At 59.2% G+C, this 23,544-nt stretch carries 15 protein-coding genes; 10 read left to right on the plus strand and 5 right to left on the minus strand.

Translation table 11 applies throughout. From position 1 onward, the window contains the following. Nucleotides 1-1,440 (plus strand): lipopolysaccharide kinase InaA family protein, encoded by a 1,440-nt coding sequence (locus tag ACI5GA_RS18945; RefSeq protein ID WP_421423808.1) that lies wholly within the window; start codon nt 1-3, stop codon nt 1,438-1,440. Between the two features lie 3 nt (nt 1,441-1,443). On the opposite strand, the gene ACI5GA_RS18950 is transcribed toward ACI5GA_RS18945, so the two are convergent. Continuing rightward, complete coding sequence (locus ACI5GA_RS18950; RefSeq protein WP_421423810.1) at nt 1,444-7,515, minus strand: dermonecrotic toxin domain-containing protein; 6,072 nt, start codon at nt 7,513-7,515, stop codon at nt 1,444-1,446. 262 nt (nt 7,516-7,777) lie between these two features. On the opposite strand from ACI5GA_RS18950, the gene ACI5GA_RS18955 reads away from it, so the two are divergent. The 7 genes from ACI5GA_RS18955 (at nt 7,778) to ACI5GA_RS18985 (ending at nt 16,226) form a co-directional block, all read left to right on the plus strand. Next, nucleotides 7,778-9,535, plus strand: coding sequence for a carbamoyltransferase family protein (locus tag ACI5GA_RS18955; RefSeq protein ID WP_404636413.1), 1,758 nt, complete (start codon nt 7,778-7,780; stop codon nt 9,533-9,535). After that, a complete protein-coding gene (locus ACI5GA_RS18960) occupies nt 9,519-10,649 on the plus strand; it encodes a glycosyltransferase (RefSeq protein WP_421423811.1) in 1,131 nt (376 codons plus the stop codon). Before ACI5GA_RS18955 ends, ACI5GA_RS18960 begins: the two co-directional genes overlap by 17 nt. Continuing rightward, nucleotides 10,649-11,545 carry an antimicrobial resistance protein Mig-14 gene (locus ACI5GA_RS18965; protein WP_421423813.1) on the plus strand — a complete coding sequence of 299 codons (897 nt, stop codon included), beginning with the start codon at nt 10,649-10,651 and terminating at the stop codon, nt 11,543-11,545. The genes ACI5GA_RS18960 and ACI5GA_RS18965 overlap by 1 nt, the downstream gene beginning before the upstream one ends. Next, nucleotides 11,542-12,945 carry a PIG-L deacetylase family protein gene (locus ACI5GA_RS18970; protein ID WP_404636556.1) on the plus strand — a complete coding sequence of 468 codons (1,404 nt, stop codon included), beginning with the start codon at nt 11,542-11,544 and terminating at the stop codon, nt 12,943-12,945. The genes ACI5GA_RS18965 and ACI5GA_RS18970 overlap by 4 nt, the downstream gene beginning before the upstream one ends. Nucleotides 12,946-13,014: 69 nt before the next feature. After that, complete coding sequence (locus tag ACI5GA_RS18975) at nt 13,015-13,971, plus strand: glycosyltransferase (protein WP_421423814.1); 957 nt, start codon at nt 13,015-13,017, stop codon at nt 13,969-13,971. A 159-nt stretch (nt 13,972-14,130) separates the two neighbouring features. Then, on the plus strand, nt 14,131-15,015 hold the full coding sequence (locus ACI5GA_RS18980) for a glycosyltransferase family 2 protein (protein ID WP_421423816.1): 885 nt from the start codon (nt 14,131-14,133) through the stop codon (nt 15,013-15,015). Beyond that, the gene (locus tag ACI5GA_RS18985; protein WP_421423817.1) at nt 15,012-16,226 is read left to right on the plus strand and encodes an O-antigen ligase family protein; all 1,215 of its coding nucleotides are present in this window, start codon (nt 15,012-15,014) and stop codon (nt 16,224-16,226) included. The genes ACI5GA_RS18980 and ACI5GA_RS18985 overlap by 4 nt, the downstream gene beginning before the upstream one ends. 3 nt (nt 16,227-16,229) lie before the next feature. On the opposite strand, the gene ACI5GA_RS18990 is transcribed toward ACI5GA_RS18985, so the two are convergent. Beyond that, nucleotides 16,230-16,892 carry a toluene tolerance protein gene (locus ACI5GA_RS18990; protein WP_421423818.1) on the minus strand — a complete coding sequence of 221 codons (663 nt, stop codon included), beginning with the start codon at nt 16,890-16,892 and terminating at the stop codon, nt 16,230-16,232. Nucleotides 16,893-16,998: 106 nt separating this feature from the next. Between ACI5GA_RS18990 and msbA the strand changes: the two genes are divergently transcribed. After that, complete coding sequence (gene msbA / locus ACI5GA_RS18995) at nt 16,999-18,801, plus strand: lipid A export permease/ATP-binding protein MsbA (protein WP_404636419.1); 1,803 nt, start codon at nt 16,999-17,001, stop codon at nt 18,799-18,801. A gap of 251 nt (nt 18,802-19,052) precedes the next feature. Continuing rightward, on the plus strand, nt 19,053-20,474 hold the full coding sequence (hldE, locus tag ACI5GA_RS19000) for a bifunctional D-glycero-beta-D-manno-heptose-7-phosphate kinase/D-glycero-beta-D-manno-heptose 1-phosphate adenylyltransferase HldE (RefSeq protein WP_421423820.1): 1,422 nt from the start codon (nt 19,053-19,055) through the stop codon (nt 20,472-20,474). Between the two features lie 67 nt (nt 20,475-20,541). Here the strand turns inward: hldE and ACI5GA_RS19005 are convergent, their stop codons facing one another. From ACI5GA_RS19005 to ACI5GA_RS19015, 3 genes are read right to left on the minus strand one after another with little or no spacing between them, the layout of a single operon-like run. Next, a complete protein-coding gene (locus tag ACI5GA_RS19005) occupies nt 20,542-21,513 on the minus strand; it encodes a metal ABC transporter ATPase (RefSeq protein ID WP_404636421.1) in 972 nt (323 codons plus the stop codon). 37 nt (nt 21,514-21,550) lie between these two features. Further along, a complete protein-coding gene (locus ACI5GA_RS19010) occupies nt 21,551-22,360 on the minus strand; it encodes an aldo/keto reductase (protein WP_421423822.1) in 810 nt (269 codons plus the stop codon). After that, on the minus strand, nt 22,357-23,532 hold the full coding sequence (locus ACI5GA_RS19015) for an NAD(P)/FAD-dependent oxidoreductase (protein WP_421423823.1): 1,176 nt from the start codon (nt 23,530-23,532) through the stop codon (nt 22,357-22,359). Before ACI5GA_RS19015 ends, ACI5GA_RS19010 begins: the two co-directional genes overlap by 4 nt. Nucleotides 23,533-23,544: the final 12 nt, after the last annotated feature.

Raw genomic sequence — 23,544 nt, forward strand, 5'->3', positions numbered from 1 at the left:
ATGCGTTTGTCTGAACTGAAAAACGCCGGTCGCACTCCGGCACTGCCCATGAGCATCGCCTTGGCAGATGCCGCCGGGCCTGCCGAGTTGCAGTTGCTCAGCCTGCTGCGTGTGCTGCCGGGCCAACGCTATGTGGGGGCCGGGATCTGGCGCGGGCGCCCTGTGTTGGCCAAATTGCTGGTTGGCCAAAAGGCGCCCCGGCACTTTCAGCGCGAGCGTGCCGGAGTGCAATTGCTCGCAGAGCAGGGCTTGACCACGCCGTTGCTGCTGGCCGAGGGGCTTCAGGAAGGCGAGGGTGGCTGGCTGTTGTTCGAGTTTCTCGATCAGGCCGAATCGCTGGGCGAGGCTTGGAAATCCGTCGAGCATCTGCCCCCACTCGCCGATGAGCAAATCGCCGTGCTGAGCGAAGCCCTCGCGGCAGTCGGGCAGATGCACGCCAAAGGCTTGTGGCAAGAAGACCTGCATCTGGACAACTTACTGCGCCAGAACGGCAATCTGTACCTGATCGACGGCGCTGGCATTCGCGCTGAAGAAGCGGGCAAGCCGCTGTCTCGTCAGAAAGTGCTGGAAAACCTCGGTGTGTTCTTCGCCCAGTTGCCCAAGGCGCTGGCGCCGTTCACCGAAGAACTGTTGGTCTACTACCTGCTGAGCAACGGCGAGCATGCGCTGCCGGTGGAGGCCTTGCAAAAGCAGATCGACAAGGTCAGCGCCTGGCGTCTCAAGGATTACCTGATCAAAGTCGGGCGCGAGTGCAGCCTGTTCAGCGTCTTCGATGGCCCGTTCAAGCTGCGCGCGATTCGTCGTGAAGAAGAGGCTGCGATGCTGCCGGTGCTCGACAGGGCCGATGCGCTGATCGACAGCGGTCACCTGTACAAGACCGGCGGAGCAGCGAGTGTCGCCAAGGTTGAGGTCAATGGCCGTGAGCTGGTGATCAAACGCTACAACATCAAGAACTTCGCCCACTGGCTCAAGCGCTTCTGGCGCCCAAGTCGCGCGTGGCTTTCATGGCGCGAAGGCAATCGCCTAATGTTTCTTGGTATCGTCACGCCCAAACCTCTGGCGTTGCTGGAGCAGCGTTTTTTCTGGTTACGCCGCAAAGCCTATTTGGTCACCGAATATCTGCCAGGGCCTGACATCATCGAGCGCTTCGCGCCTTACGTCGCCTCGGGCGATGCGCCGGAAAGCGAGTTGCAGGCGCTGGATACGCTGTTCGCCCAGTTGCTGCGCGAACGCATCAGTCATGGCGATCTGAAGGGCCATAACGTGTTCTGGCATCAGGACCGCTGGGCACTGATCGACCTCGATGCTATGTGTCAGCACAATTCGCAAAGCACCTTCGCAGCGGCCTTTGCCAAGGACCGCGCCCGTTTCATGCGCAACTGGCCTGCCGACAGTGCGCTGCACCAGCTGCTGGAGCAGCGCCTGCCGAAAGCGCCTTGATCGTCAGGCGACGCGGGTCAGGTTGATGTCCTCCAGGGCCTGTAGCAGCGCGTCGATGTCGTCGTAGGATTGTAAGTGCACAGCCGACCAGGTCGGGCGATCCACGTAGACTTTGCCTGCGGAATTGATTTGCACGGGCGTGTGATGAAGGGCTTGATCACGCGAGCGATGGATGATGGTGTGCACATTGCCCCGCTGCTCCGTCACGAACATGCCAGGCCTTGAAAGACGTTGTTCCAGCGGCAGTGGTTGTGGCGGTCTGATCACGATGGGGTTTTTCGGGATTTCCATATCCAGTCGGAAATCCCCCTTCAGAAACACTTCTCGATTGCTCAATGGCAAGCGCACGTTTTCGCCCGTATCCACGCTGGCACCGGCTGCCGAGCCTGAGGGTACATCGAAAACGTGAACGCCGATGGCGCCTTCAAGCTCGGCAATGCCGGGCACGCTTTCAACGAAAGTGTTGGCGTGGCTATTGCCTACCAGCGCAACCCACTTGTGTTTGCCCATGACGGCCTGATGACGACGAATCGTCCGGGAGGCGAAGTAATTCATCATCTGTTGACGCGTGGTGGATACCGTCTGAGCGAGGCCTTTGAGGTGGTAGCTGGCGGCACAGTCGATCGCACGGATTTCAATGCCGTGCTGACGAGCTCTCAGGACAAGCTTTTCGAAGGTGTAGACCTTGGCGGGATCGGTCAGGTGGCCGTTGTCGAGCACTTTCAGGGCGTGCAACAGGCGTTTGCTCATCTGGCCCGTCTCGAAGAAACGGTCGAGATCGGCCTGATGAAGGTCGGTCAGCAGGTGCTCCATGTACAACGTCTTCACATTCTCCTCAACGAGCAGATCCATATGCTCAATGATGAATTTCTTGCTGCCGATGGACGAGTGAAACTCACCGACCACCATGCCATCGGTTTCCTGATACAGGCGACGGATGAAGGTGGCATTGTCTGGCTGCGGGATCACCGAGGGCATCGCCGGTCGCTTCGCAAGCGTTACGGTGATCACGCGGCGGGCATCTGTTTGCAACGTTGAACGAAGCTCGGAGAAGTTGGCCTGCAGTGACATCAGACGCTCGTCGGTGAAGAAGTAGTGTGTATCCATCCCTCTGCGTTGCAGGTAGATCATTTCGTAGAGCGTATCTCGGGTCTCCAGCGGAATTTCGTAGGCGGCGTCGGCCAGTGACTGCTGAAGCGCTGTCGGTGGCGTGTTGGCTGTCCAGTGTTCCGGGTTGATGCGCTGCCAGCCTGATACGTCATTCCACTGAAAGCCGCTTTCGGTGTTCTGGAGGTCTGCATTTCGGGTTGTCGCAACGGTATCCAGGTCAAGTCGCAGATCCGGCATGGCAGGCTGCCGAGTGGGCGGCTCGCTGAGAAACTTGATTTTGAAATCGCTGTGATCGGTGAGGTCGTTGTTCCGGGTGACCCGCATCATCGGCCCAGCCACCTGGTCATCGACGTGGATGCTGATTGCGCCTTCCAGTTCTGCGATGCCTGGGATCTGGTCATGGGTGGTCGCAAGCCTGTGCTCCAACAGCGCGACCCAGCGCGTGTTCGCGTTCGCTTCCACATCGGAGCTGATGACCTTATGGCCGAAGTAATTGCTCATTTTTTGAGCGGCCGTTGCGTCTTCGGTAGCCGCCGCAACCGGGTGCGCATCCAGCGGATAGCTGGTGGACGCGCTGAACGGGCGCACGTCGATGTTGTGGCGATGGGCTTCCTTGATCAGGTGGTAGTAGTCGTACTCGTTGCTCAGATTGTCCAGTGCGCCACCGTTGACGGTTTCGAGATAGTGTTTTATCTCGTGCGAACCCGTGCGCACCTTCGCCCCTTTGGCGCGGTATTTCGCCAGTTTGCGCAGGTGTTTGTCGGTCAGCAGGTGCTGAATGTACAGCACCTCCACGCCCTGCTCCGCGAGTTTGGGCATGTGCCGCATTAGCAGGCGTTTGCTGGTGATGGATTTGGGCGCCTCGCTGAAGACCAGCCCGTTGCTGTGGGTAAACGCGTTTTCCAGGAAGCTGCCTACCGTCGTTGAGTCATGGATTTCAGGCAGTGTCGGCCGGGCCGGTAGCGGTATAGAGGCAGAAAAGAAGGCGTCAGCGTCACGATAGAGATTGGCCCTCAGCGTGGTATAGATGTTGCGCATCTGAAGGTAATAGGCCTCGAAAAACTCATCGAATCCGGGGCCGAGCGAGTCGAGCTCATCGGTGCCCAGAATGACATCCAGATGGTGTTGCAGCTTTTTCGGTACCTCGTAATCGTGCAGGCTGCTGCCCGCCGTCTGGCTCCCCGCTGCCTCTTCGGGCAGTGGCCTGTAGTTGCCTGGCACATCGTCCGCCCCTCCACGCAGGGCTGGTCGTGCGATCAGTTGCCATTGCCCCTTGTCGTTCAGCCGGACGGGTTGTCGGCCAAAGAACGCGAACGGATTGGCCGGATCTACGATGGCCCAGACACGGGCGCGAGGGTCGTACTGCACCTGATAGACAAGGTCGTTCATGGTGATGAAGCACTTGCCGTTGCCGACATATATGCCCGCAGCGTGGCCTTCGGTGACGGGGTGAAGCGATGAAAGCGGCAGATCAACAGCTCGATTGGCGTAGACCGGGGTTGGTGCTGTGGCGGTGGAGGTGATCGCGGGTTCCAGCGGCTGCCATTGCCCGGCGGCGTTTCTGACGGCGTATTGCCCTGTGGCGAAGGCATCATCGGCTTCAAATCCCGCATTGACGTAAACCTGTGCGCGCCCCTGCGCATCCGGGCGGGCCACCAGATACGGCTCGTCCTGAATCTCGACGGGATGCAACGTTTGCCGAACGGGTCGCCCCTTTGTGCGTTCAGCGCCAGTCAGCAATGATCGCGACTTGGCGTCCCGTGCCAATTGACGCGCAACACCGCCAAAACCCTTCAGGCCAACCGTGAAATCGCCCGCCGCACCTGCGATGTTCAGAACGGACGCCAGAATGAATGCGCCTGCCTCATCCGGTGTTTCACCTGTCAGTGTTTGCAGGGCTTTCAGGTTGTCGCGTAACGACAAGGCGACGCCAACTGTAAAGCTGGCAGGGGGAAAGGGCAGCGTAACGAGGGTGGCGATCACATCAATGCTGTTCCAGATCAAGCGACTCAGCATGTCATGACGACCGGTTGTCGTTTCTTCCACGTCGCGCAATTTGCGCTCCAGGGGGCGGTTGAAGCAGATGTGCGCAAAGTCCTGAATCGAGGCTTTCGGCAGGAACGGGGCTTTGTGGGCGTTCCCGTTTTTCATGTCGTTGAGGAAAAAGGACAGCAGCCGTCGGGCCTTCAGCCGGCAGCGGTCCTTGTAGTAATCGATCATCCCCGACGAGTTAAGTGATTCAACGAACGTGCTGAACAGGCGGAACTCGATGCCGTCTGGTGCACCGGGGGTGTACAGCAACGCGGAAAGCCGGGACTCGTTCGAGATAAGGGCGAAGCACCCTTGCACGGTTTCCAGATGCGTGACGTTCGTGTCGGCGATGACCAGTTGGTCGATCAGCTTCAATCGGGATGCAATGAAAGGTTTGTCCACGTGGATTTGTAGCGGATACACCGGGTAACGGCCTCGTGACTCGACATCGTCATGGCGCAAGGCGTCAATGATTGGCGTGAGCCATTGATAACGCGATTCATCGATGTGCCCCTTCAAGAGACTGCGCAACGCAGCCGACTGCATCTGCAATTGTGTGATCACAGCGCTTGCCTTGCGTCGGTATTCGTAGCCAGTCGAGGTCGGGGCGAGCAGCGTGGTACTGATCAGGAGCGCGTACTGGTCGGCGAGCCATTTGCCCCGTACCGATCCCGCCACCAGGGCGGGTGTGAGGTGGCTCAGGTCGACACCTTCCGGTCCTTTGAAGCTGGCCGTGGTGTCGGCAGTCGGAGTGAGCAGGCTGATGCTGTCGTCATAACCGTTGCGCAACATTTGCGTGTAAGTCAGTGTTTCCCTAGGTGTGATGATGAGCACTTGATCCGGATCGACGGTGCCCTCAGGGGTGTTCAGCAACTGATTTATTTTTTCGCTGGCGCGGCGGTGCACGTACTTTTCGAACGCCTCGACGGCGGTATGGGGTTGGTTCTGGTAGTGATCCAGCGCACCTTGAAGCGTGTCTTCCAGCGCGGTTAATTGTTGGCGCTGTGACAGGCTGGCATTCCGGTACCAGGCCGGTGTATGGGCGTCGAGCTCGGCGCGGGCGACGTTCAATTGCTGATCGAGCAGGGCCTGCAATGCGCGCTCGTAGCTATCCAGCGAGGTCAGTTGCATGAAGTCCGCTTCAGGAAAAGGCTTCAGGCTCAAACCGGCCAGGGTGGCGGCGAGTTGTTCGCGTTCAGGGCCGGGTACCTGATTGAGCAGGTAGTCGGTCATCTGCGTGTCCGCCGTCCAGCTCACCAGTTCATGAAGCAGGCGGGTCTCATCATCAAACCCTTGAAGCTTCTGCGAGCGTGGCGCATGCGAGGTGAACAGGACCAGTCGCTCAAGCACACCGGAGGGGCTCTCCTTCCTGAATACCAGCGTGTGCCCCAAAGCCTGGAGGCGGTTGAGCGAGATCTGTTGAACACTGTGCCCCGGTGGCAGGCTGGCTGTCGCGCAGGTGATGCGCTCTATCAGCGTGAGGTCGCTGGCATCGATATGCCCTTGCATTCGTGCGGCGTAGATCGCTTCGGCGATTTGCAGCTTGAGCACTTCGCACATCTGTCGCTGATTGGCCGGCCGCGCGTGGAGCCTTTCTCGATACTCGCCATACCCGTTACGCAGGCTCAAGCGGTTGATCAGCCTTGCCAGATACTCGGGTGTCAATGAGGTGTGCGCAGTGCTGGCAGGCTGGCCGTCAACCGTGATGGTGGTGCCAGTTGCGAACTCGGAATCGCTCCGTTCGTCCCTGGGGTGCAGGCCATGAAGTGCCAGCGCTGTCAGTGTGCGTGTCAGGGTGTAGTGACCGAGATTGTCAGGCAGTGAACGCTGCGTGGTGAGCACGATCGTATCGGGCGACAGGTCAATGCCGAGGTCGTTGGCGAGGCTGTTTTGCAGAGTGGTTCGGGCGTAATGCTCTGCCGATTGTGCGCCGTTGAGCATGCCGGACAGTACGTCGCGGGCGTGATCGTAGCGGTTCAGGCATGCGCTGTAGGCTGTGATCTGCGCGTCACTGGCCGATTTGATCCAGTCCGGCAGCGTGGAGCGTGTTGTACGTCTGATGAGCACATGCTCGCGGCGGTCCAGTATTGCAGCCGGGCCGATCAACCCCCCGAGTCGGATAGCGCTTGCGAACTGTAGCGCATGGCGCTGTGGATCTGAGTCAAGCCCCTCGTTGGAAACGTAGCGCACATCTTCGCGCTGCTTGTCGATCTGACGCTCGACCGCGTGCCGATAGGGGGCTGTGTTGATGAGCTGGAGCTGTATGTGCGCTTCATTGAATGCGTCCAGCGACAGATCCGAATCGCTTGTCACGGCACGGATTGCGGCCTGGTGGCGCAGGTCTGTGTTGGCAAGCACGGTCCAGCGCTGCGTTTCGTCGTTGAGCCAGTTCGCCAGGGTCTTGCGCATGGTTGCGTGGGAGGTGTGTTCCGTCAGCCCGCTGCCCGGCAGAGCCAGCAATGTACGGCCTGAAGCCGTGCTCATGACCAGTGCACCTTTGATTTCTGCAAGCGACTGCTCATTAAGCTGGACTGACAGGGCGTGGCTGATCACTGAGTCAGGTGCCGTTGGCGACTCGGCGTCTGCCAGGCATTGCTTCGCCTCAGGTTGCAATTCCCCCTCATATTCCTTGAGCGTGGCTTCATCACGCAGCGCGCGCTTCAGGCGAGCGGCGAACAAGGTTGTTCGGCTTTGCTCCAGTGCACTGGGGGCTTGCCAGTAGTGATCAAGCGCTTTGATCAGATCGACCAGAAGCAAGGTGACCTGTGCGTGGTCTTTGGCTTGCAACGCGTCGAGCATGGCCTGCCCTGGCGTCGGTAAATGCTTCAGCTCTTTGAACAGAAGGGTGGCGGTCTGATCCAGTTGTGTGAGCGCGTCGGACGCTTCGATGTATTGCGCGGTAGACGATGTTCGAACGGGGGTATAGGTCTGCATAAAGTCCTGATTCCTGAGTGACCCTTTGGGCAAGGGCGCCATGGCGCGGAGAAGTCCGCGTGTTTCATGGGTTCAATCAATCACGACTGATCAGGGGCCAGGGGGTAGATATGTATTGCATGGTGCCGATTATTTGCTCAGCGCCATATCCCGTTTCATTACGCTATAATCCCGCCCTTTAGCTGCCCGCCGCCCATGCGCCGGGCACACCTTATTGATCAGGCGCACGACGCCTGTTGCAGACTTGAGAGGCTAACCCCCAGTGGCATTGACGATCCTTGGCCTGTCCGGCGCCCTTAGCCATGATCCTTCCGCAGCCCTGTACATCGACGGCAAGTTGATCGCGGCGGCCGAAGAAGAACGCTTCGTGCGCGACAAGCACGCAAAGAACCGCATGCCGTATGAGTCTGCGAAGTTCTGCCTCGAACAAGCAGGCATCAAGCCCTCCGATGTCGACGTCGTGGCCATTCCATTCGCCCCGATCAGCCTGTTCGGTGAAGCTCGCTGGCACTACGCCAAACGTTACTGGTATGCCCCGGACCGCGCCCTTGACGCGATCCTGATGGGCAACCGTCGCTACAAGCGCTATCGCAACAAGATCGTCTGGTGCCTTGAGCAACTGGGCTTCGATCCGAAGAAGATCAAGATCGAGCCGGTCGAGCACCACTTGGCTCACGCCTCCAGTGCCTACCACTGCTCGGGTTTCAAAGAGAAAACCGCGATTCTGGGCATCGATGGCAAGGGTGAGTACGCCACCACATTCTTCGGCTACGGCGAAAACGGCAAGATCCACAAGATCAAAGAATTCTACGACCCGGATTCTTTGGGCGGCCTGTACGGCGCGATTACCGAATTCCTCGGTTTCGAAATGCTCGACGGCGAATTCAAAGTCATGGGCATGGCGCCGTATGGCGACGCCAGCAAGTACGACTTCTCGCGTCTGGCCAGCTTTGAAAACGGCGAGCTGGTGATCAACACCGAATACGCCAACGTTATTGGCTTGCGCCGCTATAAAGAGAAGGGCAAAGGCTTCTACTTTTCGCCGAAGCTGATCGAGTGGCTGGGGCCGAAGCGCGAAGGCGACATCGCCGACGAGCCTTACATCCATTACGCGGCGAGCATGCAGGCGCTGTTCGAGAAGCTGGCGCTGCAGATGATGGATCACTATCTGGGTGACATCCTCAAGGAAACCGGCAAGATCGCCTTCGCGGGCGGCTGCGCACTGAACGTCAAACTGAACCAGAAAATCATCGCCCGTCCTGAAGTCAAAGAGCTGTTCGTACAACCGGCGTCCGGCGACGCCGGTACGGCGGTAGGTGCGGCCGCTTACGTTTCGCACCAGCGCGGCGTGCCGGTCGAGAAGATGGAACACGTCTACCTCGGCCCTTCGTACAGCAACGAAGACGTGATCGCGGCCTGCGCCCGTCACCCGAGCCAGCCGAAGTGGCGCAAGCTGGAAAACATGCCGGAGCAGATCGCCAAGATCATGGTCGATGGCAACCCGGTGGCCTGGTTCCAGGGTCGCATGGAGTTCGGTCCGCGCGCGTTGGGCGGTCGTTCGATTATCGGTTGCCCGAGCGTGGAAGGTGTGGCTGACCGCATCAACCACCAGATCAAGTTCCGCGAGCGCTGGAGGCCTTTCTGCCCGTCGATGCTCGACACCGTTGCGCCACAGATGATCAAGATCGATCACCCTGCGCCGTTCATGACCTTCACCTTCGAAGTGGCAGAAGAGTGGAAAACCCGCGTTCCGGAAGTCGTCCACGAAGATGGCACCTCCCGTGCCCAAGTGCTCAAGCGCGAGTACAACCCGCGCTACTACGACATGATGAAAGCGCTGGAAAACCTGACCGGCAACGGCGTGTCGCTGAACACCTCGCTGAACCGTCGTGGCGAACCGATGATCTGCTCGCCGACCGATGCCCTGAACATGTTCTTCGGCTCGGACCTGCAATACCTGATCATGGAAGACATTCTGGTGGTCAAAGACGGCGCGGACGCTTATGACACGCTCGGCTGAGCGCCATGTGTTGCAGTTCTGTCACGGCTATGACGGGCCGTTTCTCGACTGCGCTCGTCAATACGCCAGCCTGTTCGCGGGCAAGGGATACCGGGTTACCACGGTATTTCTGACCGGTGCTGCCGATTCCGACGTCGCCAAAGGCTGTGCGTCGGATGAAGTGCTGTTCATGGAATACAGCTCCAAGGCCATTCGTGGCCTTAAGCTGGGTGCCATCCGCGACCTGCGCAAAATCGCCGCATCCCGGAATTTTGCGTTCTGTATTGCTCATCGTTTCAAACCGATCTACATCGCTTTGCTGGGCACCCGTTTGCCAGTGATCGGCGTGCATCACGCGTTTGGTGATTATCAGCGCCGCAGCCGCAAGCTGTTCGCGCACCTTTTCCGCATGCGCCTGAGCCTGCTTGGGGTATCAGATGCCGTGCGTGACGACATGCGCCAATGCCTGCCGAAATGGCCGACTGGCCGAATCCAGACGCTCTACAACCGCATCGACGTCCAGGCGCTTGCCGACACGCAGTTGCCGCGAGAGCAGGCCCGAGAAGCCTTGGGTTTGCCCCAGAATGCGTGGATCGTCGGTAACGTCGGCCGCCTGCACCCGGACAAGGATCAGGCCACCTTGCTGCGTGGTTTCGCGCAGGCGTTGCCTAATCTGCCTGCCGACAGCGAGTTGGTCATTCTGGGCAAGGGGCGTCTGGAGCAGGACCTCAAAGAGCTGGCGATGGAGCTGGGCATCGGTCGGCACGTCCTGCTGATGGGCCAGGTGCCGCAGGCCAGTCGTTACTACAAGGCATTCGACGCGTTTGCCCTGAGTTCCGATCACGAACCCTTCGGCATGGTGTTGCTGGAGGCCATGGTCGCAGGAGTGCCGCTGATTGCCACGGCCGCAGGCGGGGCGAAGGAAGTCGTCGAAGGCGTGGGGATTCTCTTCCCGCTGGGTGATGCCGAGCACCTCGCCCAAGGTCTGGTTCATCTGTCGCGACTCGACGCCGAACAGCGCCAGTCCTGTGCGGACATGATGCGGGTTCGTTTGCATGAGCGCTTCTCCGATGAGGCCGTGCGCAACGTCTTTTGGCGTTTGCCACAAGTCAACGACCTGACGGCGGAGTACTGATGCTCAATCGTTTTCAAGCCTGGCGCGAACGTGGCTGGACGGCTATTGACGCGCCTGCCTATACGCAAGCCTGGCAACGTTTCGGCGGCAGTGTCGCGACCCATCCCCAAGTGGTCGAGCGCCTGGCGTCATTGGCCGAAATTCCTGTCCGTTATCTGGGCTGGCAGCAGGGCGGTGAGCTGAAAGCCGCGATCCCGACCTGGGGTCGCTCGCTGGCACTGTCCAAGGACGTGCTGAAAAGCCATGGCAAGAAAGGGCTATTCGATCTGGGCAATGCCGAGTTGATTCTGCCTGCTGCTGTCGACGCCCAAGCCCCGTTGCGCCATCGCGGGCGTTACCTGTCGGAGCTGAGCCAGGGGCGCATCGCCACGCTCAAGCCGCAGACCGAATCTCTGGCGATGGCCCGCGCGCCGGAAGACCTGTCCAAGAAATTTCGTTACAACCAACGTCGCGAATTGCGCCTGCTTGAAGAGGCGGGCGGTGTCGTTCGTCCGATCACTGACTTCAGCAGCGCCGACATCGCGCGCATGTACTGCGACCTGTTTCAGCGCCGTTGGGGCTTTGCGGCCACGGGGGCCGAGCGCATGGCAGACGTCATCGAGCTGCTGCGCGAGCTGCTGATCGGCTCGGTGATTTTCCTGAAGGATGCGCCGATTGCCATTCAACTGATCTACCGTGTCGAAGCCCCTGAATGGATCAGCGTCGAATACATCAACGGTGGCGTTGACCCCGAAACCCGCGACTTCAGCCCCGGCAGTGTGTTGAGCTTCCTCAACACACAAAGCGCCTGGGAAGATGCTCGGGCGCGGAACAAGGCGCTGCGTTTCTCCTTTGGTCGCGCCGATCGTGAATACAAGGATCGTTGGTGCAACCCCGTACCGGTATTTCAGCGTTGAGCCGTAAACAGGAATTGCTCAAGCGCCACCGCCGCAACAAGCGGATGGCGTTGCTGGTCGCGTTGGTGCTGCTGGTGCTGGTCGGCGTGCTGGTCGCCTGGTGGCTGCCGCTGCTGCTGGCGGTGCTGGGTTGGGTTGCCCACGAAGCTTGGTTTTCCGATCACCTGTTTTACTCGCCGGGCGATGACTATCAGTATCAATTGCCGACGAGCCACGAAGTGACGGGTGTGGCGCTGCGGGGTGACGCGTTGACGTTCGACTCGCCGCTGGCATTGAACGGCGATGAAACATTGGTGCTGGCGTTGTCGATCAAAAGCTCGTGGCTGGGGCGTTTTCTCGATCCCGCTGTCGAGTTGAGCGGGGGAGCGCTTCGCGACAGCCAGGCATTCGAGCGAGGTGTCGATGGCTTGCGTTATCTCAACCTGACGGGATTCGCCTCATCGTTGGGTGCGCTGCGTATTCGCGGGCGCCGTTGCAGCATTCAGAGCCAGCCGCGGCTGTGGTCATTCCGGCATGAAGACGCCCGCCGCCAGCGCGTCATGGTCATCGCCCCTCATGCCGATGACGCTGAGCTGGCCGCGTTCGGACTGTACAGCCAGGCCGATGAAAGCTGGATTGTCACTCTGACTGCTGGTGAGATCGAGGCCGAGCACTACCAGCAAATGGGCATGAGCCCTGCTGACGCGGCACGTACGAAAGGTCGACTGCGCGCCTGGGACAGCATCACCGTGCCGCGTTGGGCTGGTGTGCCGGAATCCCGCTGTATCCAACTGGGCTACTTCTGCCTTCAGCTCCCGGCGATGCAGGCCGCGCCCGATCAGCCGATTGCCTCGCGCGAAGCTGATTTGAGCGATACGCGGCTGTTTCGTCAGTTCAACACATTGCCGTTGCCCGGCGATGTCGACGGCGCGCCAACCTGGAACAACCTGATCGCCGACCTGCGTGCGCTGCTGCTTCACGCCAGGCCGCAAGTGCTGGTCATGCCGCACGCGACCATCGACCCACACCCCGATCACATCTGCTCGCAAGCTGCTGTGCTGGAGGCCTTGAAGGGGTTGGACTGGCAGCCGAGCGTGATACTCGGCTATGCCAATCACCTTCACGACAACGACCGCTGGCCAATGGGCAATGCGTATAGCGGTGTGGCCTTGCCGCCGGTATTTGATCCATCGCAGCCGTTGGTGCCGTACAGTATCGAGCTCAATACCGAGCAACAACGAGACAAGGCCATGGCCTTGGGTATGATGCACGACCTGCAGCCGCCCCCCCCGCTCAAACGTCGCGTGCGGCGATGGTTGCAGAGGATCCTCGCCGCGCGGCAGTGGCCCGCCGAGGGTGAAAATGAGTTTTTCAGAAAGGCTGTGCGTCGCCACGAGCTGTTCTGGCGCAGAGAGCTCTGACCGCCCTTGAGTCCCGCTCAGGGACTTGATGTGGCCGGGCTGACAATGATCGGTTTAGTAGGGAAGCCCATGAAGGTTTTATTTCTGGTCCAGAAAGAGCAACGCGCCATTCTGGATCGTTTGTATGATGGCGTTGCCTCCAACTGCGAATGCGATCTGCGCTGGCTGAGCTCCGACGAGCAACGTAACCTGCGCCGCTATTTTCGCCAGCACGTGGACGTCACGAAGTACGATCGCATTGTGTTCTTCCTGCGCTTCAAGCAAGAGATTCGGCAGGCAAGTTTCATTCGTACGGTGCCAAATCTGGTGATCCTCGAACACGATGCCTACCAGAACTACATTCCCTGCAAGTACACCGGCAAGTTCAGTGCGCACTACCGCAAGCTGCCTTGGGTGCGTGTCCTCAGCTCCGGTTACGTGGTCAGTGAGCGCCTGCGCGGTGAAGGGTTCGACGCCGTTTTTGTACCAAAAGGCTACGACCAGACATTGCTGAGCGAGCAAGGGCGCGAGCGTGATATCGAACTGGCTTTCGTCGGCAGCACCAACAGCGTTGCTTACAGCGGGCGCAAGGCATTGCTCGACGAATTGGGGCAGGTCGAGAAGCTGGTCGTCACCCGTACCAAGTCGGGTGAGGAATATTGCGATACGTTGAACCGCATCCGTTTCTTCGTCAGTGCCGATGTCGGGATGGGCGAATACATGATCAAGAATTTCGAGGCGATGGCGTGCGGATGCGTGCTGTTTGCCTATGATCAAGGTGATGCGGAAAATCGGGCATTGGGCCTGAAAGACATGCACAACGTCGTGTTCTATAGCGATATCCCTCAATTGAGGGAAAAGCTCGCTGTGTTGCGCGACGACCCGTCGCTGGCGGCGCGTATTGCGGCCAATGGGCGTGATCTGGCAGTGTCGCAGTTCAGTTTCGCGGCTATCGGTGCGCGAATCGTTCGGGAACTTGAACCTGCTTTGCGCCGACAGGCGCCATTGAGCTGGATTGAGAAGGTGCGGGCGGCGCTAGGGGTTTGATATGGAAGGCTTATTTTGTAACAATAATGATATTAAATTGACATGCGTGCCCCCCTTCCTGCTTGCATTTTTTTCGTTTGGCGATCGCAGTCTCGGTGACGACAACCGCATAATGAGCGGCTGCGCCTCACCCGGAGAAGCCAGGAACCGAGTACACACATGAAATGGCCTTTAGTCTCGATTCTGGTTCCTTGCTTCAACCACGAGCGCTATATCGAAGAGTGTCTGTTGAGCATTCTTCAGCAGGACTACGAAAACTTTGAGTTGATCGTCGTCAACGACGGCTCGACGGACAGCAGCGCGGAAAAAATCGAAGCGTTGCAGAAGGTTCATGGTTTTCAGTTCTATCAGCAGCACAACCAGGGTGTGAGTGCCGCGCTCAATCATGCGCTGAGTCACGCTCGTGGTGAGTTCATCATCACTCATGACTCGGATGATGTGATGCTGGCAGGTCGTCTGCGTCGCCAGATCTCCTACATGGTCGAACACGCAGACGTGGGTTTGCTCGGCGCCAAGGTCATTTATATCGACTCCAACGGCAAGCCGATCAAGCACAAGGTCTCCGATAGCAAACAGATCAAACGATGGAGCTTCGAAGAGCTTCTCGCGGATGCGTACGCCGTCGGTGCGCCAGTGGCAGTGTATCGGCGTGACGCGATCGACAAAGTGGGCGGTTATGACCCGACGATCAAGGTCCAGGATTTTCAGATGACGCTGAAAATCGCGAGGGCGGGTTATAAGGTCGACATCCTTCCTGATCGTGTAACGCTTTATCGTCGTCACGAGACCAATATTTCCAAGACCGCCTACAAGAGCCAACTGGTCTACGACTTGAAGGTCATTGACGCTTACAAGGAAAGTCCCGCGTATGAGTCAGGGCGTTTGGCGATCATCAACAAGGCGCTAAAAGAGTCGGTCGTCGTGGACAAGAAATTTGCCCGTGACCTGTTCGCAAGTGTCCCCGTTTTTCGCTGGAACCGCGTGACCTGGAAGCGCTTCAGGCACTTCGTTTTTAAACACAACAAACCTAAGGGTGCGCGTTGAGTCGTTCGTCGCATGGTCAGCAGGCCTTAACACACGTAGTTTCCAGCGGTGGCAGTCAAGTCCGCTCGATTCTGGATCATTTGGGCATTGGCGGTATGCTGCTGGCCTTTGGTCTGTTCTGGAGCGTCGCAGGGGTCGTACTGACGCCAACGATGAAGTTCTATTCCTGGCTGATGACTGCCTTTGTATACGTGCCTTGCCTCTATCTGGTGGTCAGGTATTTCCATGAGTTTCGCCATACCGTCCTCAACCGCCGAGAGCTTTGGCTGTTTCTGGCGCTGTTCACGTGGTCGTTGATTTCTCTGAGTTGGAGTACTGACGCGGAACGATACTTGACCATCATCAAGCGCGAGTTGTTTTTCCTGCTCTTGATTCTGGGATGGATTGTCTGGGGGCGTACGTTCAATCGTCCGTTGCAGAGCATGATGATCATGTGGGGCGCACTGGGTGGCCTCTATTCATTGGCTTGCCTGATCAGCTACCCGATGCGCGGCATTGATCGCATGTACGGCTTTGGTGGTTTTCTGGATAACCCCAACCCGGCGGGTTACACCATTGCCGCACTGTTGGTGTTGAGTTGCACCTGGTGGCCAAGAAGTTTGAACGGTCGCGTCTTGTGGGCGTTGCTCCAAGCTTGTTCGGTGGCTTTCGTCATCATGACGGGGAGCAGGGGTTCATTGCTTTCTCTGATGGCCGTCGCATTCGTGGCGCTGGTGCTGGGGGGCAATCGTCTCTATCGCCTGCTGGCGATTGGCGCATTGGCCGGGGCAGTGCTGCTGGTCATTCTGGAGCCATCGCTGCTGCAACGCGGCGACTCACAGCGTATGGATCTGATCCATGGGGCGCTGAATCTCATCGCGCAACGTCCGTGGCTGGGTATCGGTTTGAGTGGCGACTACGCGATTGAGGTAGGGGGCACCGTTTTCGGCCACTGCCACAACATGATCCTCGACACCGTTGTGCAGTACGGTATTCCGTTTACGTTGCTCTGGATCTGGCTATGGTTGTGGCTGGGTTATCGCGCCTGGCGCCATCGCCATGAAAGCCTTGGCATGGCAATCCTGATGATCTGGGTGTTCGCGTCAGTGGCGGTTCAGTTCGACGTGTTCACCGTTTTTGGGCGTGCGCGGGCGATGTGGATGGTGGTCTGGATGCCGTTCGTGCTTTCGCTGTGCCTCGGTAAATCAGAACAGAAGCAGGCGCACGTCTAAGCGTTACACCTGGTCGGCCAACGCCAGATGCTCTGTGAGTATTTGGCGTTTCCATTGATGGGCACTGTGCTCGATATAGGCCTCGAAGAAGAGGTCGCCTTTTTCCCGTAGCAGCCATGCATGGTCGTTCTTGTAGCGACGCATGTGTTGAAAGTTGCGCAGGCACAGGCTTTTGCGCAGCGGGCGACGAAGCGTCTTCATGTCCGCGATGTCGATGAGGCCAAATTCGTTCTCTGGTGTCATCACGACATTGCCCAGATGCAACGACCGGAAATAAATACCCTGATTGTGCAGTTCGGCGACGAAGCGCCCAAACTTGCGCAGCAGTGCTGCGTCGTTGAAGTGCTCCGGTTTCGCGATCAGTTGGCGCAGGGTAAGACCTGGCAGCGGTTGATAGTGAACGACGTCGCGGGCAATTTCGCCGACTCTGTAGGTTTCCAGGACATGCGGGCATGGAATGCCGCGCTTGCGCAACGTCAGTGCGTTATTGGCAAAGCGCTTCGCATAAGGAAAGAGCGCGGCCGACGAGATCAGTCGCTTGCGCCTGAAAAGCTTCATGAAATTGCCGTCGGTCAGGCGTAGGACCTTGTCTCCGAAGACGTCAGCTTCAATGACTTCGGCATCTTGGCGTAAGGCTTGGTAGTCAGAGTAAGCGAGTGCGCGCATGCGGGCTCCTTCGAAAGTGGCGGCCATAATACCTCAGCCGGTCGGCTGAGGCCCAACTCCCAACCCGTGTGATAGTATTCCGGCTCTTTTTATCGTATCGATGACCATGAGCACGCCAGAGAAACGCGAATCCTCCAGCCTGAAAATCTATTTCCGACTGCTGACTTACGTGAAGCCTTACGTGGGCATCTTTTTGCTCAGCATCCTCGGCTTCGTTATCTTCGCCTCCACCCAGCCGATGCTGGCGGGGATTCTCAAGTATTTCGTCGATGGCCTGACCAACCCGGAAGCGGCACTGTTTCCCAACACCCCGTACCTCAAGGACCTGCAACTGTTGCAGGCGGTGCCGTTGCTGATCGTGCTGATCGCTGCCTGGCAGGGGTTGGGCTCTTATCTGGGCAACTATTTTCTGGCCAAGGTCTCACTGGGACTGGTTCACGACCTGCGCGTCGAGTTGTTCAACAAACTGCTGGTCCTGCCCAACCGCTACTTCGACACCCATAACTCCGGGCATCTGATTTCGCGCATCACCTTTAACGTCACCATGGTTACCGGGGCTGCGACGGACGCCATCAAAGTGGTCATTCGTGAAGGGCTGACGGTGGTCTTTCTGTTCTTCTACCTGGTGTGGATGAACTGGAAACTGACCATCGTGATGCTGGCGATTCTGCCGCTGATCGCGTTAATGGTGGGCAGCTCGAGCAAGAAATTCCGCAAGCAGAGCAAGAAAATCCAGGTGGCGATGGGCGACGTGACTCATGTCGCATCGGAAACCATTCAGGGTTACCGCGTGGTTCGCAGCTTTGGCGGTGAGAAGTACGAAGAAGAGCGCTTCAAAAAAGCCAGCACCAGCAACACCGATAAACAGCTGCGCATGACCAAGACCGGTTCGATCTATACGCCAATGCTGCAACTGGTGATCTACACCGCCATGGCGGTGCTGATGTTCCTGGTGTTGTGGTTGCGCGGTGATGCGACGGCGGGCGATCTGGTGGCTTACATCACTGCGGCGGGTCTTCTGCCCAAGCCGATTCGCCAGCTTTCGGAAGTCAGCTCGACGATCCAGAAGGGCGTTGCGGGAGCTGAAAGCATCTTCGAACAGCTCGATGTCGAGCCGGAAGTCGACACCGGCACTGTTGAGCTGGAGCGGGTCAAGGGTCATCTGGAAGTGCGTAATCTGAACTTCACGTACCCGGATACCGAACGCAAGGTGCTGACGGACATCAGCTTCACTGCGGCACCGGGGCAGATGATCGCGCTGGTCGGGCGTTCGGGCAGCGGCAAGTCGACACTGGCCAACCTGATTCCTCGCTTTTATCACCATTCATCGGGTCAGATTCTGCTCGATGGCGTCGAGATCGAGAACTATCGCCTGCGTAACCTGCGCAAGCACGTCGCTCAGGTGAATCAGAACGTGACGCTATTCAACGACTCTGTGGCCAACAACATCGCCTACGGTGATCTGGCCGGCGCGCCGCGCGCTGACATCGAAGCCGCCGCTGCCGATGCCTATGCCAAAGAGTTCATTGACCAGTTGCCGGAAGGTTTCGACACGCAGGTCGGCGAGAATGGTGTGTTGCTTTCCGGCGGTCAGCGCCAGCGGTTGGCGATTGCCCGAGCTCTGCTGAAAAACGCGCCGCTGCTGATCCTCGATGAGGCGACGTCAGCGCTGGACACCGAATCCGAGCGCCATATCCAGGCCGCGCTGGATCACGTGATGAAAGGCCGCACGACACTGGTGATCGCTCACCGCCTGTCCACCATCGAGCGCGCCGACCTGATTCTGGTAATGGATCAGGGACGGATCGTCGAGCGTGGCACCCATTCCGAGCTGCTGGCGCAAAATGGCTACTACGCCCGCTTGCACGCCATGGGGCTGGATGAGCCCGCGCCGGTCGGGGCGATTTAACACTCGGTTAGTCAATAATTGTGGGAGCCGGCTTGCTGGCCAAAGCGGTGCATCAGTCAACGTTATCTTGACTGACGCGCTGCCTTCGCCAGCAAGCCGGCTCCTACAGTTTTAGCGTCGATATCAAGATCTGGATTCCCCACAAGTCATTCATCACAAGCCGTTACACCGAGTTTTCCTTCTGCTTTCAAGCCTTCGCAAACCCTGTGCTAAGATTCGGCCCCTGTTCATTCTTAGTTGCGGGTTGTTCGATGAAGTTGTCCATGCCACGTTTCGATCAGGCACCAGTTCTCGTGGTGGGCGACGTCATGCTCGACCGCTATTGGCATGGCGGGACCTCGCGTATTTCCCCTGAAGCCCCGGTGCCGGTGGTCAAGGTCGACCAGATCGAAGACCGTCCGGGCGGTGCCGCCAACGTTGCGCTCAACATCGCCGCGCTGGGTGCGAGGGCGTCGCTGGTTGGCGTGACCGGTGAGGACGAAGCGGCCGAAAGCCTGGGCAACAGTCTCAAGGCCGCCGGTGTGACCGCACGCTTCCAGCGCATCGCGCATCAACCGACCATCGTCAAACTGCGGGTCATGAGCCGCCACCAGCAATTGCTGCGCATCGATTTCGAAGAACCCTTCGCCACCGACGCCGTTGCGCTGAGCAATGAGGTTGACGCCTTGCTTGACGGCGTCAAGGTGCTGGTGCTGTCCGACTACGGCAAAGGCGCGCTTAAGAACCATCAGGTGTTGATCAAGGCCGCGCGTGATCGTGGCATTCCGGTACTCGCCGACCCGAAGGGCAAGGACTTCGCGATCTACCGCGGCGCCAGCATCATCACCCCGAACCTCAGTGAATTCGAAGCCATTGTCGGCCATTGCGTTGACGAGGCGGAGTTGGTCGCCAAGGGCGCCAAGCTCATGGCCGAACTGGAACTCGGTGCATTGCTGGTCACCCGTGGCGAGCACGGCATGACCCTCTTGCGCCCTGACCAACAAGCCTTGCACCTGCCTGCCCGCGCTCGTGAAGTGTTCGATGTGACTGGTGCGGGTGACACCGTGATTTCCACGCTGGCAGCCGCCATCGCTGCGGGCGAGGAATTGCCTCATGCTGTAGCACTGGCCAACCTCGCGGCGGGTATCGTCGTCGGCAAACTGGGGACGGCTGCCATCAGTGCTCCGGAACTGCGTCGTGCCATCCAGCGCGCCGAAGGATCCGAGCGTGGGGTGCTGGGCCTGGACCAACTGCTGCTGGCCATCGAAGACGCTCGCGCACACGGCGAGAAAATCGTGTTCACCAACGGTTGTTTCGACATCCTGCACGCGGGCCATGTGACCTATCTGGAGCAGGCGAGCGCGCAGGGTGATCGTTTGATCGTCGCCGTCAACGACGATGCCTCAGTCAGCCGCCTCAAAGGACCGGGCCGTCCGATCAACAGCGTCGACCGCCGCATGGCCGTACTGGCGGGCTTGGGTGCCGTGGACTGGGTCATCAGTTTCCCGGAGGGCACGCCGGAAAACCTGCTGAGTCACGTCAAGCCGGATGTGCTGGTCAAAGGTGGGGATTACACCGTTGATCAAGTCGTCGGTGCGCCGATCGTTCAGGCGTATGGCGGGGAAGTGCGGGTGCTGGGGCTGGTGGAAAACAGCTCGACCACGGCCATCGTCGAGAAAATCCGCGGGCAGTGAGTCGCCGCTGAATCTTTGTGGGAGCCAGCAAGCCGGCTCCCACAGGGGTATGCGTCGTTTGGGCTGGCTATGTCTTATGCAACTTCTGCCGCGCCATGCGCAGCAGTTGCTTGGCGCCCACCTTCAACCGGCGCTTGATTCCAGTCTTCTTCGCTTTTGGCGGCACCAGCCCCTGCTGCACCAGCCAGTCCTTCCAGCGAATTCGCTCGTCTCGTACCACCCATCCCTCCTGCGCCGCAAAACTCTCGGCCAGGTACAGCCCGCGTGTTCCCGCTGGGGATAGCTTGTCGTTCTTCAGGGTGTAAAGCTCGGGCAGCGGCTTGCCGTTTTCCAGCGGCATCAAATACAGGTCAGGTTTGCTGCGATTGAGTCTTGCGACCAACTCATCATTTTCCAGCGCTTCGTCGACATGAAACAGGCTCAGCGGGCGCGCCTCTTTTGGCACTTCCAGACGCATGTCATAGATCAACTGCAACGAAGCCGTCGGCAGATGGACATAGGCGCGGGGGCGTTCGAGCAGGTTCAAGCTGCCGCAGCGTACGGGCCGTGCGGCCCCTGAAAGCGGACTGAGGCGAAAGGGCATCGCCTCGCGATAGTGCAACGCCGCCGCGTAAGGCGCTGGCAGCCAGGTGTCGTTGAAGCGGCCAATGAGCCAGCCTTGAGGGGTTTCGATCAGGCATTCTTCAGCCACTTCCTGAATCGCGGTCAGCAGCGGCAGATTCAGTTCATGGGCCGGGACGTAGCCGGAAATCAGTTTCAGCACCACATCGCCACGGTCCTGCCGACGCTGTCGCACCAGTACCCAGTAATCCCGGTTCTGCCAGGTCAGGGTCAGGCGAACCGAGACCCCCAGGTTCGCCAGCTCCGTGGAAAAACGTTCGCTGTTCTCCACTTCGATCTTGCGACGACGTTGCAGGGTCTGGGAAAAATTGAGCGGCATCCCGACGCTCTGATAACTCAGGCCTTCGGGAGTGGCTTCGACGAACAGCGGCAGGGTTTTGAAGTTGCTGGGATTTTTCCGGATCAGGGTTCGCGGCATATCGGCTCCTTCTTGCGTTGGGGTCGGCCGCCCGTAATCAGCGCTGGCGGTTGAGCACGGCAGCGGCAGTGGCCACGTTGTGGGACAGGTGCAACGGATTGATCGTTCCGACGATAGCACCGGTAACGCCAGGATGCTCGAACAGTAACTCGAAACTGGCCTGCACGGGGTCTACGCCGGGGCTCAGGCAAACGTGGCCGCTGGCCAGGGCCTTCTTGATCAAGATGCCTTTGTTGTGCATCGCCGCGTAGTCGAGCACCGGTTTTTCAGCCTGTTCGTTGAGGTTGTAGGTGACCATCGCGCAGTCGCCGTTTTGCAGCGCCAACAGACCGCCTTCAACGGTTTTGCCCGAGAAACCGATGCCGCGAATCTTGCCTTCGCGTTTGAGGTCGGCGAGGGTCTGATAGACCTCACAGTCGTTAAGAACGTGCAGGTCGTTGCCGTCAGAATGCACCAGCACCAGATCGATGAAATCCGTTTCCAGACGTTTCAGGCTGCGCTCCACCGACATCCGCGTGTGTGCTGCACTGAAATCATGGCTCGACTGACCGGATTCGAACTCTTCACCGACCTTACTGACGATGACCCACTCATGACGCTGGCCCCGCAGCAGCGGCCCGAGGCGCTCTTCGCTGCGACCATAGGCTGGCGCGGTGTCGATCAGGTTGATGCCCAGATCGCGGGCCAGCTTGAGCAACATGCGCGTTTCGTCATCGCCGGGAATGGTAAAGCCGTTGGGGTATTTCACACCCTGGTCCCGGCCCAGCTTGACGGTGCCCAGACCAATCGGCGACACATCAATGCCGAGATTGCCCAGCGGGCGATGCAGATCGTGAAGCGTCTTCATGGCAGCAGTACGTCCCATACTGGTTTGGCCAGCGGCGGCTTGGGCAGGTCGGGGTACGTTGGCTGCGGAATCGGGTGGATGGCATCGCGGGACAGCGACGCCAACACGCGATCAGCAAAATCCGGGGCCAGCGCGAGTTTGGTCGGCCAGCCCACCATCAGGCGGCCCTGCACATCGAGAAAGGCGTTGTCCGGGCGCACGAGGCCGGTTTGTTGAGGTTCGGCGCGGTCCACACGCATTGTGGCGAATTGTGCATGGCTGAGATCAACCCACGGCAGCAACTGAGTCAGTTCCTTTTTCGCCGCCGCGATTTGCTCGGCCGGCTCGCGGGCAACGCCTTCGGCTTCGGAAATGTCACCGCCCAAGTACCAGACCCACTGGCCGTCGGCAGCCGGATGAGTGGTGACCGTGATACGCGGCTTCGGCCCGCCGCCCAGGCAGTGAGCGTAGAGTGGTTTGAGTGTCGGGCCTTTGACCATGACCATGTGCAGCGGACGACGCTGCATCGCCGGGTGGCTGACGTTCAGTGTTTTAAGCAATTCGGCGGTGCCACCACCTGCGCTCAACACCACGCGCTGGGCGTGAATGTCGCGACCGTCGACTCGCAGACCGACCAGTTCATCTTCGTGCAGCAGCGGCTCGATCTTCTCGCCGGCCAACAGGCTGTCACCGGCCAGCTCGGCTAGTTTCTCGATCAGGCTTGGAACGTCGATCACCAACTCAGCCAGGCGATAGACCTTGCCCTTGAAGCGCGGGTCTTGCAGGGCGGGGGGCAGGTCAGTGCCTTTGACCTGATCGACACGTCCGCGCACCGCCTTGCTGGCGAAGAAGCTGGTGAGGTTGCCCGCAATCGTGCCCGGCGACCACAAGTAGTGCGCTTCGGACAGCAGACGCACGCCCGACAGGTTCAACTCACCCTTGCCCGACAGCGCCTCACGCCAGCGACGGGGCATGTCAGCGATGGCTTCCGAAGCGCCGGACAGCGCGCCGTGCAGCGCGTACTTGGCGCCGCCATGAATGATCCCCTGAGACTTGACGGTCTGCCCGCCACCGAGGCTGGCATTCTCCACCACGACAGTCGAAAAGCCCTGCCGACGCAGGCGGGCGTTGAGCCAAAGACCGGCAACACCCCCGCCGACAATCAGGACGTCAGTGGATATGGCAGATGACATGCGAACCTCGGA

This window comes from Pseudomonas sp. Pseu.R1 (assembly GCF_045764065.1).
In the GTDB taxonomy this organism is placed as follows: Bacteria; Pseudomonadota; Gammaproteobacteria; order Pseudomonadales; family Pseudomonadaceae; genus Aquipseudomonas.

Excerpts from the sequence above, each read along its gene's own strand:
- ACI5GA_RS18980 (WP_421423816.1), top strand. The coding sequence starts at position 14,131 with ATGAAATGGCCTTTAGTCTCGATTCTGGTTCCTTGCTTCAACCACGAG.
- hldE (WP_421423820.1), top strand. The coding sequence starts at position 19,053 with ATGAAGTTGTCCATGCCACGTTTCGATCAGGCACCAGTTCTCGTGGTG.
- ACI5GA_RS18950 (WP_421423810.1), bottom strand. The coding sequence starts at position 7,515 with ATGCAGACCTATACCCCCGTTCGAACATCGTCTACCGCGCAATACATC.
- ACI5GA_RS18945 (WP_421423808.1), top strand. The coding sequence starts at position 1 with ATGCGTTTGTCTGAACTGAAAAACGCCGGTCGCACTCCGGCACTGCCC.
- ACI5GA_RS18990 (WP_421423818.1), bottom strand. The coding sequence starts at position 16,892 with ATGCGCGCACTCGCTTACTCTGACTACCAAGCCTTACGCCAAGATGCC.
- ACI5GA_RS19015 (WP_421423823.1), bottom strand. The coding sequence starts at position 23,532 with ATGTCATCTGCCATATCCACTGACGTCCTGATTGTCGGCGGGGGTGTT.
- ACI5GA_RS18975 (WP_421423814.1), top strand. The coding sequence starts at position 13,015 with ATGAAGGTTTTATTTCTGGTCCAGAAAGAGCAACGCGCCATTCTGGAT.
- ACI5GA_RS18965 (WP_421423813.1), top strand. The coding sequence starts at position 10,649 with ATGCTCAATCGTTTTCAAGCCTGGCGCGAACGTGGCTGGACGGCTATT.
- ACI5GA_RS19005 (WP_404636421.1), bottom strand. The coding sequence starts at position 21,513 with ATGCCGCGAACCCTGATCCGGAAAAATCCCAGCAACTTCAAAACCCTG.
- ACI5GA_RS19010 (WP_421423822.1), bottom strand. The coding sequence starts at position 22,360 with ATGAAGACGCTTCACGATCTGCATCGCCCGCTGGGCAATCTCGGCATT.
- ACI5GA_RS18960 (WP_421423811.1), top strand. The coding sequence starts at position 9,519 with ATGACACGCTCGGCTGAGCGCCATGTGTTGCAGTTCTGTCACGGCTAT.
- msbA (WP_404636419.1), top strand. The coding sequence starts at position 16,999 with ATGAGCACGCCAGAGAAACGCGAATCCTCCAGCCTGAAAATCTATTTC.